The sequence below is a fragment of the Thermococcus sp. 2319x1 genome, assembly GCF_001484685.1.
GTDB lineage: Archaea > Methanobacteriota_B > Thermococci > Thermococcales > Thermococcaceae > Thermococcus_A.
This window is the reverse complement of record NZ_CP012200.1, coordinates 1,816,246-1,830,150: the sequence shown is the minus strand read 5'-3', so window position 1 is coordinate 1,830,150 and position 13,905 is coordinate 1,816,246. Positions and strand designations below refer to the sequence as shown.

Here is a 13,905-nt window from a genome sequence, read left to right as displayed (position 1 = left end):
ATTATGCTGAAAAGCGGAACCACTGCCAAAAGGCTCTCATTGAAGATGCCACGGCAAAGTTTAGGATAAAATCCACCCGTGAGACCACAAAAACTGCTAAGCTTCCCAAAACAAGTGCTCCAATATCAAAAGACAGCAGTAAATAAAAAAAGCTACCAGCCTTGAACAAACTTCAAAGCTTCATCCCCGACTTTGCCCTCTTCAACGTCGGCTATTGCCCTTTCAAGCTTATCAAGGCCCTCATCGAGGGTTTCTTTCTCAATCGTTAGCGGGGGCTGTATTCTCAGGACGTTCCCTTGTAGGAAAGCAACGATTAATCCGAGTTCATAAGCCCTCCAGACGACCTTCTTAGCTTCATCATATGCCCTCTCCTTGGTCTCCCTGTCCTTAACTAAATCAACTCCTATCATAAGCCCCTTTCCTCTCACGTCGCCAATTAGCTCATGCTCCTTTTTCATTTTTTCCAGTCTTTTCATAGCATAGCTTCCAAGCTTTTCCGCCCTTTTCAAGAGACCCTTCTCTTCTATCTCCTCAATAACAGCTAAAGCGGCCCTGCTCGCCACGGGATTTCCGATTAAGGTAAAGGCGTGCCCCAGAGGGGGTAGGGAATCCATGATCTCAGCCCTTCCGATTACGGCACTTATTGGCAAGCCACCACCAAGGGGCTTCGCCACGGTTATTATGTCCGGCTTAACCCCGAAGTGCTCTATGGCAAACCATTTCCCAGTTCTCCCAAGGCCGCTCTGGACTTCATCCACAGCTAAAAGAATCCCATGCTCATCGAGGATTCTCTTGAGCCTTTTGAAATAATCCTCCGGAGGCACGATCATTCCAGCATCTCCTTGAATCGGTTCGGCAAACAAAGCGGCAACGCCGTCTGCATAAACTTCTCCCTCAAACTTCGCCTTAATGTACTCGACGCATTCCATTTTACAGGAGTTTCTCTCTTTTCCAAAGGGACATCTGTAGCAATCCGGATAAGGAATGTAGTGAACGTCGCTAAGCTCCCCCACCAACGCCCTAACATGAAAATCAAGACCTGTTATGCTTGATGCACCGTAAGTTGAGCCGTAATAACTCTTAAGATAGCTTAAAAGGGTTCTCCTTTTGGTATAAGCCCGGGCAAACTTTATTGCCCCATCGTTTGCATCACTCCCGCTTAAACCGAAGGCTATTTTTGGCTCTTCAATTGGAGAAATTTCAGCAAGCTTTTCCGCGAGTAGAAGGGGCTCAAGTGTAAAGCCGTAGATAAAAGTGAAGTGAATAAGCCTCTCAACCTGTTCTTTTATTGCCTTAACAACCCTCTCGTTGTTGTGACCAACGTTTTGAACGGCTGCATCGCTCAAAAAGTCTATGTACTCCCTCCCCTCAATGTCCCACACCTTCGCGTTTTTAGCTTTAACCGCAACTATTGGGGCGTAGGTTACACGGGAAGCCTTCGGAAAGATTCGTGAATACCGCTCTATAATCTCTTCCTTTCTCAATTCTTCCACCGAGTTAAATATGCGTTTGAAATTAATAGCATTTTCGGTCAAATTTTGCTGAATCTGACAAAAATACCACAAAACATTTAAAATTCATCAGTACAATATTTAAACAAAATACTAATTGGGTGACAAAATGAAATTGGACGAAACGGATAAGAACATCTTGAGGTTGCTTCAAGAAGACGGGAGGATGAGCTATTCCGAGATAGCCCGGAGAATAGGAATACCCGAATCAACCGTAAGGCTCAGGGTAAAAAAGCTCATCGAAGAAGGAGTAATAAGAAAGTTCGCCGCCTTAATAAACCCCTTCAAAGCTGGCTACAACATAGTGGCGTTTATAGCCGTTGACATCGAGCCCAACAAAATCAAAAGAGCAGTTGAAGAGCTTTCCAAACTTCCGGAAGTTGATGTCTTGGGAATAGCCACCGGGGCCCACGACGTATTAATGCAGGTAACCGTGAAGGACCTTCAGGAACTTGAGAACTTTCTAATAGAAAAGCTTGGAAAAATTGAAGGAATAAAGAGCACGGAAACCTCAATCCTAACAAGCGTTAGAAAATGGGGATATGCAAGGGTATTTTAGCGATTCCTCCTTGGTCTCTTCAATAGTGAGATTCTCCTCTTTGTCTCCTGCACCGCTTCCACCCTCTTCTCGGCTTTTCCTTGTTTCATGGCCTCAATTTCCTCTTTAAATGCCCACCTGAGCAGTGGTGGAGTAATTAAAACAGAAACAGTTATGAAAACCAGAGTAGCCGCAATGAACTTCGGGGCATCGCTTTCTGGGATTGCGCCTCCGTGAATTGCCACCATAAGGTCAACAAGTGCAACCTCCGTTCGTGGAATTGAACCAATACCCATCTGGAGGGCTTTTTTAGTGCTCCACCCCATAATCATAGCCCCTATTCCTCTGCCGAGAACTTTTCCAATAACTGCAATCGTTGTTAAAACTCCCGCAAGGGAGAGGGCCTCAGAGCTGGTAAAAACCCTCAAGTCAAGCATCGCCCCGGTGTACACGAAGAATACAGGAACTAAAAAACCATAGGCTATTGCCTTCACGTCTTCCATTATTCTTTTGCCCTCCGGAAGTTTTGATAAAACCAGACCGGTCATAAATGAGCCCTCTATGGCGGCATCAAACCAGTGCTCCGCCAAGGCAGAAAAGAGGAACATCAAAGCGAGCACCATACCAAGGACCCCTTTCTCCACATGCAGCCATTCCGAAAAGCGAATGTACTTTTCTATCGTATACCACGCAACCAAACCCGTGATGATGAAGAAGACAGCCATCTTGCTTATTAATCCCAGAAGGCTTCCAGTACCAACCGCAAATATGATTAGGGCTATTCCAAGGAAGTCATCCATAACGCTCGCACTCAAAGAAGCCACTCCTACCTCGCTCCTCAAAACGCCAAGATCCATCATTACCCTAACAGTTATTCCTATGCTGGTTGCCGTCAACAAAATCCCGGCGGCAAATGCCTCCTTGGAGGGGTATCCCATTAGCCTGAGCCCAAAGTACCCAAGAACCAGAGGAACAAAAACCCCCGTGAGGGTAGAAACAGTTGCAACAGCACCGGTCTTTTTGAGCATCTCAACATCCATGTCAAGACCGCCCAAGAAGAGGAGAAAAATTATGCCCAAGCGAGCAAGAAATTCAAAGGTTTCATTAGAGTGCAGTGTAAGATACTCAGGGTTTACCAGGCCAAAATATATTAGATTCCCCAATATCATGCCCATCAGTATCTCGCCCAAAACTCCCGGAAGCTCAAATCGCTCCATTAAGTGATCTCCAATCTTTCCAAAGATAAGGGCTACTCCGAGGGTGAAGAGGACCCACTCTGGAGCCATTGCACACCACCCACCTTCATCAGTCTTAGGAACTCGTCAATGAGCAACCTCAGGCTTATTTCGCCCTTCAGAGTATTGTTTCCATCGACAATCGCCAAGATTTGCACTTTGTACCTTCTCATCTTTGTCAGTGCATCTAAAACCGTGGCATCTTCGTCTATTGTCATCACATTGCGCTCCATTACATCGGAGGCTTTTTCCGCCCCTCCCAGAATGGATTTAAAAACCGCGCTTATGTTGCCAAGCCTTACCTTTGTGTTTTCTGGGGGAAGAAGAAGACATACGACATCAAGATACCTTATAACTCCTTCAAGTTTCATCTCACCCTTGTTGTTCACAACCCATACGTGATGCCTCGTCCTGAGCAGCTTGAGCACATCAAGGATGGGGGAATCAACCGTAACAATGGGCATTGAGGTTATTGATGGCATTATGTCTTTTAGCTTCATTGAATAAAAGGTCTGGAGAGCCCTCTCAACGTCATTCATACTCTCACCACCATCAGCTTATTTAAAAGTTCTTAAAAAGCTACGTGCTAAAAAATCTACATTCCTAAACATTTATAACCCACAAAGTATACCATTGAATTAGGTGATTTTGATGAAAAAAGCTTTAGGGGTTTTGCTCCTTGTGGTGATAGTGTTCACCAGCATGTGCATCTCGGGCAATCAAACTACCACGTCTATCCCTCCCTCTTCCAGCACAGCAACGGAAACTTTCACACTGGACAAGGCAAAATTCCACTTTTACATGTACGGACTGGCAACGTGCCCCCACTGTAAGAAAATGAAAGAAGAAATACCAAAATTTTTTGGAAAAGAAGCTTTAACATACTATGAGCTGCAGGGAAACGACTACAACGGAAAGATGTTTGAGCAGCTCTACCAAATCCTCGGAGTGACCGGTGTTCCGGTAACGGGGATATTCTACGATGGGAAGCTATACGCAATAGTAAACGGGGAGTTTCCGGTTGAATACGCGGATGACCTCGTTGAAGAAGCCAAAAACGTCAAGGGAGTACTGTTTATAGCCGACAAAACCTACCTTATCCCAGAGAACACGACCGAAATCATTAATAAGCTTGAATACATTTTCACCAATGGTGAGCCGAGTGAGATCTGAAATCAGGGTTCTCCTTTTAATAATTTTATCTTCAATTGGACTAACGGCGGGCGTATTGTCACTTCTTGGCTTAAGAAATCTAATCTACCCCCTTTTAACACTTGCCGGTGCGGATTCGATAAACCCCTGTACGTTTGTCATTTACACGATGCTCCTCATAGCCCTCTCCCTAAAAGAAAATATTTCCAAAAGGAGAATCTACGCTGTTGGGCTGGCATTTGTTGCTGCAATTTACATCTCCTACTACCTCCTCGGGATTGGGCTGGTGATACTCACCAAGACGATTCCGGTATGGGTCGCGGGGGTTGTTTCAATAGCCTTTGGCGCTTACACATTCGTAACCGGCTACATGGAAAAAAGCAGGATAGTGAAGAAGGAGGAGGTGAGAAGGAACATATTCAGAAGGGAAGCGACTATCTTTGGAGCTTTTTCCCTCGGTGTTATAATATCGTTCACACTCCTCCCCTGCTCCTCCGGGACTTATCTGGCATACGCAATTCTCATATCCAAGGTGGGAAAGGCTTTAACGCTAATCCTTCTGGCACTTTACAACGTCATCTTCATCCTTCCACTCCTCATCATACTACTCACTGTTGGAAGCATAACGGAGAGCAAATCGGTCTCGCAGAGAATAGTTCAAAAGTCCAGGGAGCTTTCAATGATCGCTGGAGCATTGTTGATACTTCTTGGAGTATACGTTATCCTTGGGATGTAGGAAAGCTTAAATTTTCCAAATGCAAAATCTATCTGGTGTTTGCATGCAGGAATGGTACCAATCGCGAGCCCTCTACGAAACCGTTTCAAAACTCATAAGACGGGGGGACTTCGAGAACGCACTTCAAATTGCAGAATCCATCCCAGACAAGGGGATAAGGGCAAAATCAATGTCGATGGTTACGGTTGAAATGGCAAAGCAAGGAAAGGACTACAGTGAAGCCCTTAGAAGGGCGATAGAGGCCATACTGGAGATAGAAAACGATGAAAGCATTGTAAAGGCCCTAATGAGCTTGGCCTTCGAGTTTCTTGAGCTCAACAAACTGGATGAAGCCCTAAAAATAGCCGGATTTATAAAGGACATATCCAACAGGTCAAAAATACAGGCTGAGGTGGCATTGGCTCTCGCAAGACAGGGGAAGATTCAGGAAGCGTTTAAGATTATTAACGATATTCTTGATGACGACGTCAAAACATGGGCAACTTCAAAGCTTGCCTCCGAATTGAAGCATTGACATTCTTTTGATTATTCCGAGCTTTTCTTTTTCCGAAATACACCTGCATTAGTCCACAATCTTTTTTAAAACCGCGTTATTAGCTCCTCGGTGCAAGAGAATAAGCGGGGTGATAGAATGAAGGAACTCGTGGGACTCATAGGAATGCTTCTTCTCGTGAGCTCTTGGATTCCTCAAACGTGGGAAACAATCAAAAACAAGAAGTGTCCGCTGAATTTGGAGTTCGTCTTGGTGTACGTTGCCGCATCAACACTGCTTGCAATCTACTCTTATCTAATAGGGGACTGGGTATTCCTAACTTTGAACTCCTTGGCAGCTCTCCAGAGTGGCGTCAATCTCTACGTTAAGCTAAGATACAAATAATCACCTTCTCTCATAAAGGCCAACCAGCTCCCCAAATTGAATTACGTGCCCTTCAATGGCCTTTTCCAAATCCCTCTTGCTTGCCCCGGGTTTTAAGTCAAGGGTTGTATCGAGAACGTAGACCTTGAAGTGATAGTGGTGCACCCCATGCCCCCTTGGAGGGCAGGGGCCATTGTAGCCAATCCTCCCAAAGTCGTTCTTTCCTTGAATGACTTTTATTGGCCTTTCAACGATCTTTTCTTTTGGAATGTTCTCCGGTATCTCCCCAGTAGGAGGGATATTCCAAGCCACCCAATGTGTGAAGGTGCCAATCGGAGCGTCTGGATCATCAACTATTATCGCTATGCTTACAGCCTTGTCGCTCAATCCTTCGAGCTTCAGCGGGGGATTCACATCGATCCCTTCACAGGTGTACTTCGATGGGATAAACTCGTTGTTTCTAAAAACGGAGCTAACTTTCAAATCCATCTTTTCACCTCCTCCAATGCATCCTGCAGTTAGAACCAAAACCCCAAGGAGCAAAGGAATGGTTTTCATGTTTCAATATTACGATTAAGAACGTAAAAGCATTTCGGCATTATTCCTTTACTTAATAAAGCTTTTATGGTAATTTCCCAAATCTATTTTGGTGATCAACATGGAGCTGAAAGGGAAAGTGGCTTTGGTAACCGGAGCCTCCCAAGGAATAGGGAGGGCAATTGCAGTTGCTCTGGCAAAGAAGGGATGCAACGTGATTATAAACTATGCAAGGGATGAAGAAAACGCAAAGAAAACCGAAGAAATGTGCAGAGCTTATGGTGTAGAAACCCTCGTAGTCAGGGCAGATGTAAGCAGCAGGGAAGAAGTCAGAGAGATGGTGGAAAAAGCTATCCAGAAGTTTGGAAGAATTGACATCCTAATCAACAATGCCGGAATCCTTGGAAAGACAATAAACCCGATGGAGATAAGCGATGAAGAGTGGGACAGAGTTTTGGGAGTTAACTTAAAGGGAGCCTTCATAGTTACGCAAGAAGTTCTCAAATGCATGAAGAAAGGCAAAATAGTTAACATAGCCTCAATAGCCGGTAAAGACGGCGGGACTGTAGGAGCCCACTATGCGGCATCAAAAGGAGGGTTAATAGCATTCACTTTTAATCTCGCGAGGCACTTGGCACCGAACATTTTAGTAAATGCCGTTGCCCCGGGACCCGTTGCAACTGATATGATAAATGAAGAGATGAGAGAAAGGCTAAGAAAGCTTTCATTAACCGGGGAGATAGCCAGACCAGAAGATATAGCCCACGCAGTAATATTCCTCCTCGAAAATGACCACATAACTGGAGAAGTCGTTGACGTTAACGGAGGCCGGTTGATGGATTAAATTTTTATTGAGATTTTTCAATTTTTCCTTTATGAGGGTAATCTGGGAGAAAGAGATAGCAGCAGAGGAAATTGTTGTTTCACCAAGACCGGTGTGGAAGTGCAGAAGTTGCCCAGTCTATGGAAAAAGCCCTTCCTGCCCACCTCATGCTCCTCCATGGAAGGAAACGAAGGAGCTGGTAGAACATTACAAGCGAGCACTTCTGATAAAGTTTGAGATCAACTTCGAGAATTTTGAAGAAGAAAAGAGGAAGGTGCTGAATTATATCCTGAAGAGAGAGGAAGAGCTGTTCAAAAGCGGGAATTTCTATGCAACAGCACTATTTCCGGGAAACTGCAACCTCTGTGAAGAGTGCGAATTCGAGAAAAGTGGAGAGTGCAAAATGCCAAGTAAAGTGAGGCCTTCAATAGATGCTGTAGGAATAGAGCTCTCAAAAATAGTCAAGCTCGACTTCTCCGAAAGTGTTTTGTATGGGCTCATTCTTATAGATTAAAGTGGAGTCCATGAAGGCATACATCACAATGCTCGGAAGGTCAACTTGGGCCATGATAAACTCCTATTATGCCGTGGTTATGCAAGGCTATAGGCCGGACAAGATTTACATCTTTCTGGAAGATATCTATTCTGAAAAACTCCCCAAAGCCGTTGAAGCCCTGAAGATAATTTCCAGTGAATACGGCTTTTCTCCGGAAATAGAATGGGTGGTAATAGAGGAAGACAACTTTCTCGAGGCAGATGAGAAGATAGGAGAACTCCTCAAAAAGCTGAAAGAAGAAGGGTACGAGGTTTCTGTTGACATAACCTCTGGAAGGAAAGCCTTGGTGGCTGGAGCCGCTATCCATGCACTTCCACTGGAGGTGGAGCATCTTTTCTACCTCTCGCTTAGAGACTTGGAATATGCAAATAGGCCTTACATGATGATTCCCCTGCATATCCAAAAGCTAAAGGATTTTATGGAGGGCAGAAGATGGAAAAGATTATAGAGAAGCCTGAACTTCAGATACTCATCAACTTAGTCCAGATGGGAGAAAAAATAAGAGTGAGCAGTCCCGTCTACAACATCCCGCTTTTAGAGGCGTTTCCCTACAGAGAGGGGTACAAAATAAGAGTGTTAGCCAGAGAAGACGAATTTCATAAAGTACTCCGAGGAAAAGAAAGGTATCTCTATGACCTCCCCACATACAGAGATTTTTATGAGTGCTTCCTTTCCAGTGGAATAATAAACTACGCAAACATTGATGAGTTCCAGGAGAAGCTTAACGCATATAAGAGCCTCACGAAAAGAATAATCTTTGCTCCGGATACCAACCTATTGTACCACGCGTTTTTATCCAAGCTCAAGGGGGCGGAGGGGATTCAGATAGCAATAGTGGATTTAGTAAAGAAGGAAATAGAAAACTCAATGAACTTCAAGTACAAACCAGCACAACTAAAAGAGCTGAGGAAAATTCTCCACAATTCGCATTTGCTCCAAGAATTCAGCAACAGGAGGATGAAGAAATCGAGGAAAGCAGCGTACATAGCCCTAAAAGAATACGAAAAGATAAAAGACAAAGTAATAGAGGTAAAAAGCATTGATGAAAAGGCAAACACAAACGACGAACTGATAGTAAAGACCTTGAAGGAGTTCGACAAAAACACCCCGTCACTCGTAGTTCTCTTAACGGCAGATATAGCCATGACGGACATAGCGAAAATTGAAGGGGTTGAATATTTTCTCTTTGAATACCCCCACGAAGAGCTAAGCGAACACTACGCGACCGGTTACCGGCTGAGAACCCTAATCTTCAATTTAGCGGCAGTTTTTGGTGTTATAGAAATGAACAACGTGCTTTTGTTTGGTGAATTTAGGGGAAAAACTGGGCTAAACGAATTGAAGTTGGTCTTTAAGAAGGACATACATCAAGAGTTTAATTTCCACTGGAACCTGTGCAGAAGGCTGATGGAATTAAAAATTGAAAGGTAGTTAAAAGTAACCAATATCATCTTTCGGGCTTTTAGTCTCAATTATCTCCCTCAAGAATTCCTCGGCATCTTTTGGATCCATCCCTACCTTAGCTACCAAAAAGTTCAGAATTTCTTCTTTTTTGGCACCCTTTTCAAGTCTTTCCAGCACCATCATTGCAACTCTCTCGAAAACTGCCCTAGCAAACTCTTCTTCAAGTCCCAAGGCAGCTATAACTTGGTTCAAACCTATCAAGAGACTTGTAAGGGCATCGTTAAATTCCCCTTTTCCAAGGGTTTTCCTGTCCAAGTCAACCCTCAGGGTTATCTCCTCATTCATCCCAGTTATGCAGAACTTTATCAGATTTAGCCTATCGTTCAGCGTCAAAAGGGTGTGGTAAACTTTCAAGCGCTCCGGCAGTTCTAAGGCGACTGTTTCCAATCCGAGAGGAACTATGAGGTGAACGAACTCATCAGTTATTACTATGTTGAGAACAACGGGGATTTTTGGATGTTCGGCGAGATAAACTCCCTCCGCTATTTTTGTCACTTTCCACGGTAGATCCACTATGTCCTTTGCATTGTCTTCTCCTTCCTCCAACCATTTGAGTACTTCCACAGGAACCACCATATGAAGTTGAACTTTGAAGTATTTAAACTCACTCTTCCAATGGAAGCGATACCCTTAAGGGACACAAAGGTCACATAGAAATTTTACAATTAACAAGCACTGAGCAATCAGTTCCCCGTTTCCTATGGAGGAGATAATGAACAGAGATGTACTCAAAAATAAGAACAGTGATGGCCTTAGATGTACATTGAGTTCAACAAAAATGTTTACCAAAAAGTTAATTGTTAAACAACAACTCAACCCCCCAGAGTTGTATTTCCTGTGGAAGCGGCGCAAAACACCAATCCTTTTATTTTAAATTGGTGCAAACACTCCCGTTTTCTTTGTGTTTTTGGATATATATACTTATCTATGAACATTGTTCAAAAAATAACGTATATGCTGGTAAAAACAATAACTAATCGATGTTTTATTATTTAAGCATCATGAACAAACAAATATTTGTAAACGTTAAATGCCTTTTTAAATGCTGTTTACATTCTCTTCGTCCATAAAATCCATCCATTTCTCAAAACAAGGTTCCAGTGGAAATGAAACTCTGGGGGGTTTGTCAGACAATTTTATGAACGTTTAGATGAGTGTAGAAAAAGGGCTTTATTTCCGCTGGAACTTCTGAACGTTGACGTATTATAACATACATAAGTACTCAAAATTGTGGTGTTTTATTTCCACTGGAAAGTGAAGCTTTTTAAGGTCAAACCTTAACTTCTAATGCAATGATACCGGTTCCATTGATTAGGAGGCTTTTGAGGATAAGGATAAAGCTGAAAAGGAGCAAAATATTCGCCCTTGCCTTAGCCGTGGTTCTGCTTGCAATAATCCTGGCATTACTTTACATGTATGCTGAGGGGGTAGATTTCTTCACGGCTCTTTACTGGGCGGTCATAACAATGGCAACCATTGGATATGGGGACATAACTCCATCGACCACCCTTGGCAAGATTATAGCGATTTTTGCTTCTATCGGTGGTATAGCTACGTTCACAGCTTTTGTTTCAATCCTTGCGGAATATTTCTTGTCTGGCTCGATTAGGAGGATGATGGGGATGCAGAGGGTAAAGTTTAAGGACCATTACGTTATCATGGGGAGGGGAGAAACTGTAGAAAGCGCTTTGCTGGAGCTTATGGATGCCATAGGTAAAAATCAAGCTCCCAACAAGCCAATAATCGTCATTCTTCCGAACGATGATGAAAGGAAAAAGCTTACCATTCCAGAGGAAGTGGAAGTTATCATTGGGGAGTTCACGAATAGGGAAACGTTGGAGAGAGCAAATATCGGGAACGCTGGTTATGTTCTCCTGACTTTGGGCGATGATTCCGAGTCCGTGTTCGTTACGTTGATGATAAAACAGCTCTCTGAGGCAAAGGTCTTTGTGGAGGTTCTTAAACGCGAGAGTGTTCCTCTCTTGAGACAGGCCGGAGCGGATAGGGTAATAACCAGTAGAACTCTGGCTGGAAGGTTGCTTGCAAGCGCAGTCTTTGAGCCCGAGGTTGTTGACGTCATAGATGATATAACAACGGCCCTCGGGAGATACGATGTAACTTCTCTAAGACTCCCCGAGATGGATAGAATGGCTTTTGGAGAGGCATTCAAAATTCTCTATTCCAAGGGTTTGTTCCTTCTCGGGTATGCAAAAGATGAAATCCACCTCATGCCACCTCTTGATGAGCCGATTCCAGAAGGTGCAAAGCTGTTGGTTATCAAGTCTGCAAAGTAGAGTTTCATTTCCAATGGAAATCTCAAACTTAAGGCCTTTATTTTGGTATTCTGGCTTTACTAATCAATGGTTTTGTAATTTTCAGCCTTTAAATCCTTTTTTAGGGCATGGGAAAAATATATAAGCATTCTGACTTCATCACTATTTAGGATCATGCTTACGGGTGGTAACTATGGCGAGAAAAAAGAAAGTTGAGGATGAAATTAAAGAGCTTGAAGAGTTTGAAGAGCTCGACGATCTTGAAGAATTGTCTATTGAAGCAGAGAGTGAAACAACAAAAAAGAAAGAAATAAGAAGCCTGGAAGATCTCCCCGGAGTTGGACCCGCAACTGCTGAAAAGCTTAGAGAGGCAGGTTATGATAGTTTGGAAGCAATAGCAGTTGCATCTCCCTTGGAATTAAAAGAGCTTGCTGGAATAAGTGAAGGGGCCGCTTTAAAGATCATTCAAGCCGCAAGAGAAGCCGTCAATATCGGAACCTTTATGCGTGCCGATGAGTATTTGAAAAAGAGAGCTGTTGTGGGCAAGATTACTACCGGAAGCAAGTCCTTGGACAAGCTTCTCGGCGGTGGGATTGAGACACAGGCTATTTCAGAGGTATTTGGAGAGTTTGGAAGTGGAAAATGCTTTGCAAAGGACACTCCAATCTATTACGAAAATGACACAGTAGTGCATTTTGAGAGCATAGAGGAAATGTATACAAAGTATGCACTCAAAAATGGCGAAGTTCCATTTGACAATGGCTTCGCTGTTCCAGTGGATACTGTGACCGTTTACGCCTTTGATCTTGACAGTGGGGAAGTAAAAAGGACAAAGGCAAGTTACATTTACCGGGAGAAGGTCTCAAACCTTGTAGAACTTAAGCTTTCAACTGGGATCAACATTAAAGTAACACTTCCTCACCCCGTGTTGGTATTTAGGGATGGGTTCCAGTGGATAAAGGCTGGAGAAATCAAAAGGGGAGATGTGCTTGTAGGGGTTAGGAAAGTACCAGCAAATTCTTTAATTAAAGTTGGTGGATTTAATTCGGGAGGCGTTGGAAGGTATCCACCACAGCTTGCACGGTACCTAGGAAAGCTTTATTCACACTTCAAGTTGCCTAAACAAGAAGGTGAGACGGCATCTCACTTGCTAACACGTTCAAAGGAAGTTTGGTTTACTGAAAAGACGTTGGAGAAAATAGAAGCGTACTTTAAAAAAGCCCTTGCAGAGCTTGAGCGTGCTGAAAAAGAACTTTGCAATACTGATAAGCCAAAGCTACCATTTTCATGGACAGTCCTCAGAAAATATGGTTTTACAGAAGGTCAAATTAAAAATTACCGCTACCGGGGGATTCCTAAAGATACAGAATTAAGAGCTAAAGTTATATCCGCGCTGAAATCTGAAATTCAACACCTAAGAGAAATAGCAAGGCACGCACTTGAGGTGATATCTTTAGCTAGGAAGCTCTCATTCCACGAAGTTGAGAGCGTTAGCTTGGTGGAATACAACGACTACGTCTACGATCTGGTGGTTCCAGAGGTTCACAACTTTGTTGCACCAAACGGGCTGATACTCCACAATACCCAATTAGCCCACACACTGGCTGTTCTCGTCCAAAAGCCCCCAGAGGAGGGCGGCTTGAATGGAAGTGTAATCTGGATTGATACCGAGAATACATTTAGGCCAGAAAGAATAAAGCAAATAGCGGAAAACAGGGGCATGGATCCGGAGGAAGTATTAAAGAACATTTACGTTGCCAGGGCCTTTAACTCCAACCATCAAATGCTCCTCGTAGAAAAGGCGGAGGAAATAATCAAGGAAAAAGCTGCAAGCGACAGGCCGGTTAAACTTCTTGTCGTGGACTCTCTCACAGGACACTTTAGATCCGAATACGTTGGAAGAGGAACATTGGCGGAGAGGCAACAAAAGCTCGCCAAGCACTTGGCTGACCTCCATCGTTTGGCCAACCTTTACGATATAGCGGTGTTTGTTACCAACCAAGTTCAAGCGAGACCCGATGCATTCTTTGGCGATCCAACAAGACCAATAGGAGGTCATATCTTGGCACACTCCGCAACAGTTAGAGTTTATTTAAGGAAAGGAAAGGCTGGAAAGAGAATTGCAAGACTTATAGACTCTCCACATCTCCCTGAAGGAGAAGCGGCGTTTAGTATCACTGAAAAAGGAATTGAGGATTAGCCCTTTAACTTTTTAAGCCCCTTT

16 protein-coding genes are annotated in these 13,905 nt (G+C 43.6%); 11 read left to right on the top strand and 5 right to left on the bottom strand.

Going from position 1 to position 13,905, the window contains the following annotated elements; genetic code table 11:
* Positions 1-152 precede the first annotated feature (152 nt).
* Complete coding sequence (locus tag ADU37_RS10185) at positions 153-1,484, bottom strand: leucine/methionine racemase (RefSeq protein ID WP_058947480.1); 1,332 nt, start codon at positions 1,482-1,484, stop codon at positions 153-155.
* A gap of 136 nt (positions 1,485-1,620) precedes the next feature.
* Between ADU37_RS10185 and ADU37_RS10180 the strand changes: the two genes are divergently transcribed.
* Entirely contained in the window at positions 1,621-2,070 is a 450-nt protein-coding gene (locus tag ADU37_RS10180) for an Lrp/AsnC family transcriptional regulator (protein WP_058947479.1), read from the top strand.
* Here the strand turns inward: ADU37_RS10180 and ADU37_RS10175 are convergent.
* Complete coding sequence (locus tag ADU37_RS10175) at positions 2,067-3,335, bottom strand: cation:proton antiporter (protein ID WP_058947478.1); 1,269 nt, start codon at positions 3,333-3,335, stop codon at positions 2,067-2,069. The two genes, ADU37_RS10180 and ADU37_RS10175, sit on opposite strands and share 4 nt — an antisense overlap.
* Positions 3,299-3,823: a CBS domain-containing protein gene (locus tag ADU37_RS10170; RefSeq protein WP_058947477.1), complete on the bottom strand. Its 525-nt coding sequence runs from the start codon at positions 3,821-3,823 to the stop codon at positions 3,299-3,301. Before ADU37_RS10170 ends, ADU37_RS10175 begins: the two co-directional genes overlap by 37 nt.
* A gap of 112 nt (positions 3,824-3,935) precedes the next feature.
* Here ADU37_RS10170 and ADU37_RS10165 point away from each other — a divergent pair, with 112 nt between their 5' ends.
* The 4 genes from ADU37_RS10165 (at position 3,936) to ADU37_RS10150 (ending at position 6,049) form a co-directional block, all read left to right on the top strand.
* The gene (locus tag ADU37_RS10165) at positions 3,936-4,457 is read left to right on the top strand and encodes a thioredoxin family protein (RefSeq protein WP_058947476.1); all 522 of its coding nucleotides are present in this window, start codon (positions 3,936-3,938) and stop codon (positions 4,455-4,457) included.
* Complete coding sequence (locus ADU37_RS10160) at positions 4,447-5,172, top strand: electron transporter (RefSeq protein WP_058947475.1); 726 nt, start codon at positions 4,447-4,449, stop codon at positions 5,170-5,172. Before ADU37_RS10165 ends, ADU37_RS10160 begins: the two co-directional genes overlap by 11 nt.
* Positions 5,173-5,215: 43 nt before the next feature.
* Positions 5,216-5,686, top strand: coding sequence for a hypothetical protein (locus ADU37_RS10155; protein WP_058947474.1), 471 nt, complete (start codon positions 5,216-5,218; stop codon positions 5,684-5,686).
* A gap of 117 nt (positions 5,687-5,803) precedes the next feature.
* Positions 5,804-6,049, top strand: coding sequence for a PQ-loop domain-containing transporter (locus tag ADU37_RS10150; RefSeq protein ID WP_058947473.1), 246 nt, complete (start codon positions 5,804-5,806; stop codon positions 6,047-6,049).
* Here the strand turns inward: ADU37_RS10150 and ADU37_RS10145 are convergent, their stop codons facing one another.
* Positions 6,050-6,586 carry a YbhB/YbcL family Raf kinase inhibitor-like protein gene (locus ADU37_RS10145; RefSeq protein ID WP_058947472.1) on the bottom strand — a complete coding sequence of 179 codons (537 nt, stop codon included), beginning with the start codon at positions 6,584-6,586 and terminating at the stop codon, positions 6,050-6,052.
* A 100-nt stretch (positions 6,587-6,686) separates the two neighbouring features.
* On the opposite strand from ADU37_RS10145, the gene ADU37_RS10140 reads away from it, so the two are divergent.
* From ADU37_RS10140 to ADU37_RS10125, 4 genes are read left to right on the top strand one after another with little or no spacing between them, the layout of a single operon-like run.
* On the top strand, positions 6,687-7,409 hold the full coding sequence (locus ADU37_RS10140) for an SDR family NAD(P)-dependent oxidoreductase (protein WP_058947471.1): 723 nt from the start codon (positions 6,687-6,689) through the stop codon (positions 7,407-7,409).
* A gap of 31 nt (positions 7,410-7,440) precedes the next feature.
* Positions 7,441-7,902, top strand: coding sequence for a DUF2284 domain-containing protein (locus tag ADU37_RS10135; RefSeq protein WP_058947470.1), 462 nt, complete (start codon positions 7,441-7,443; stop codon positions 7,900-7,902).
* 10 nt (positions 7,903-7,912) lie between these two features.
* Positions 7,913-8,392 carry a hypothetical protein gene (locus ADU37_RS10130; RefSeq protein WP_004069949.1) on the top strand — a complete coding sequence of 160 codons (480 nt, stop codon included), beginning with the start codon at positions 7,913-7,915 and terminating at the stop codon, positions 8,390-8,392.
* The gene (locus ADU37_RS10125) at positions 8,377-9,375 is read left to right on the top strand and encodes a PIN domain-containing protein (RefSeq protein WP_058947469.1); all 999 of its coding nucleotides are present in this window, start codon (positions 8,377-8,379) and stop codon (positions 9,373-9,375) included. The genes ADU37_RS10130 and ADU37_RS10125 overlap by 16 nt, the downstream gene beginning before the upstream one ends.
* On the opposite strand, the gene ADU37_RS10120 is transcribed toward ADU37_RS10125, so the two are convergent.
* Positions 9,376-9,984 (bottom strand): hypothetical protein, encoded by a 609-nt coding sequence (locus ADU37_RS10120; protein ID WP_058947468.1) that lies wholly within the window; start codon positions 9,982-9,984, stop codon positions 9,376-9,378.
* 716 nt (positions 9,985-10,700) lie between these two features.
* Here ADU37_RS10120 and ADU37_RS10115 point away from each other — a divergent pair.
* Positions 10,701-11,702, top strand: a complete 1,002-nt coding sequence (locus tag ADU37_RS10115; RefSeq protein WP_058947467.1) for a TrkA family potassium uptake protein — start codon at positions 10,701-10,703, stop codon at positions 11,700-11,702.
* Between the two features lie 172 nt (positions 11,703-11,874).
* Entirely contained in the window at positions 11,875-13,881 is a 2,007-nt protein-coding gene (gene radA / locus ADU37_RS10110; protein WP_058947466.1) for a DNA repair and recombination protein RadA, read from the top strand.
* Positions 13,882-13,905: the final 24 nt, after the last annotated feature.

What these genes read in the sequence shown, in the direction of transcription:
- ADU37_RS10180 (WP_058947479.1), top strand. Translation starts at nt 1,621, where the DNA reads ATGAAATTGGACGAAACGGATAAGAACATCTTGAGGTTGCTTCAAGAA.
- ADU37_RS10175 (WP_058947478.1), bottom strand. Translation starts at nt 3,335, where the DNA reads ATGGCTCCAGAGTGGGTCCTCTTCACCCTCGGAGTAGCCCTTATCTTT.
- ADU37_RS10170 (WP_058947477.1), bottom strand. Translation starts at nt 3,823, where the DNA reads ATGAATGACGTTGAGAGGGCTCTCCAGACCTTTTATTCAATGAAGCTA.
- ADU37_RS10165 (WP_058947476.1), top strand. Translation starts at nt 3,936, where the DNA reads ATGAAAAAAGCTTTAGGGGTTTTGCTCCTTGTGGTGATAGTGTTCACC.
- ADU37_RS10155 (WP_058947474.1), top strand. Translation starts at nt 5,216, where the DNA reads ATGCAGGAATGGTACCAATCGCGAGCCCTCTACGAAACCGTTTCAAAA.
- ADU37_RS10150 (WP_058947473.1), top strand. Translation starts at nt 5,804, where the DNA reads ATGAAGGAACTCGTGGGACTCATAGGAATGCTTCTTCTCGTGAGCTCT.
- ADU37_RS10145 (WP_058947472.1), bottom strand. Translation starts at nt 6,586, where the DNA reads ATGAAAACCATTCCTTTGCTCCTTGGGGTTTTGGTTCTAACTGCAGGA.
- ADU37_RS10140 (WP_058947471.1), top strand. Translation starts at nt 6,687, where the DNA reads ATGGAGCTGAAAGGGAAAGTGGCTTTGGTAACCGGAGCCTCCCAAGGA.
- ADU37_RS10135 (WP_058947470.1), top strand. Translation starts at nt 7,441, where the DNA reads ATGAGGGTAATCTGGGAGAAAGAGATAGCAGCAGAGGAAATTGTTGTT.
- ADU37_RS10130 (WP_004069949.1), top strand. Translation starts at nt 7,913, where the DNA reads ATGAAGGCATACATCACAATGCTCGGAAGGTCAACTTGGGCCATGATA.
- ADU37_RS10125 (WP_058947469.1), top strand. Translation starts at nt 8,377, where the DNA reads ATGGAAAAGATTATAGAGAAGCCTGAACTTCAGATACTCATCAACTTA.
- ADU37_RS10120 (WP_058947468.1), bottom strand. Translation starts at nt 9,984, where the DNA reads ATGGTGGTTCCTGTGGAAGTACTCAAATGGTTGGAGGAAGGAGAAGAC.
- ADU37_RS10115 (WP_058947467.1), top strand. Translation starts at nt 10,701, where the DNA reads ATGATACCGGTTCCATTGATTAGGAGGCTTTTGAGGATAAGGATAAAG.
- radA (WP_058947466.1), top strand. Translation starts at nt 11,875, where the DNA reads ATGGCGAGAAAAAAGAAAGTTGAGGATGAAATTAAAGAGCTTGAAGAG.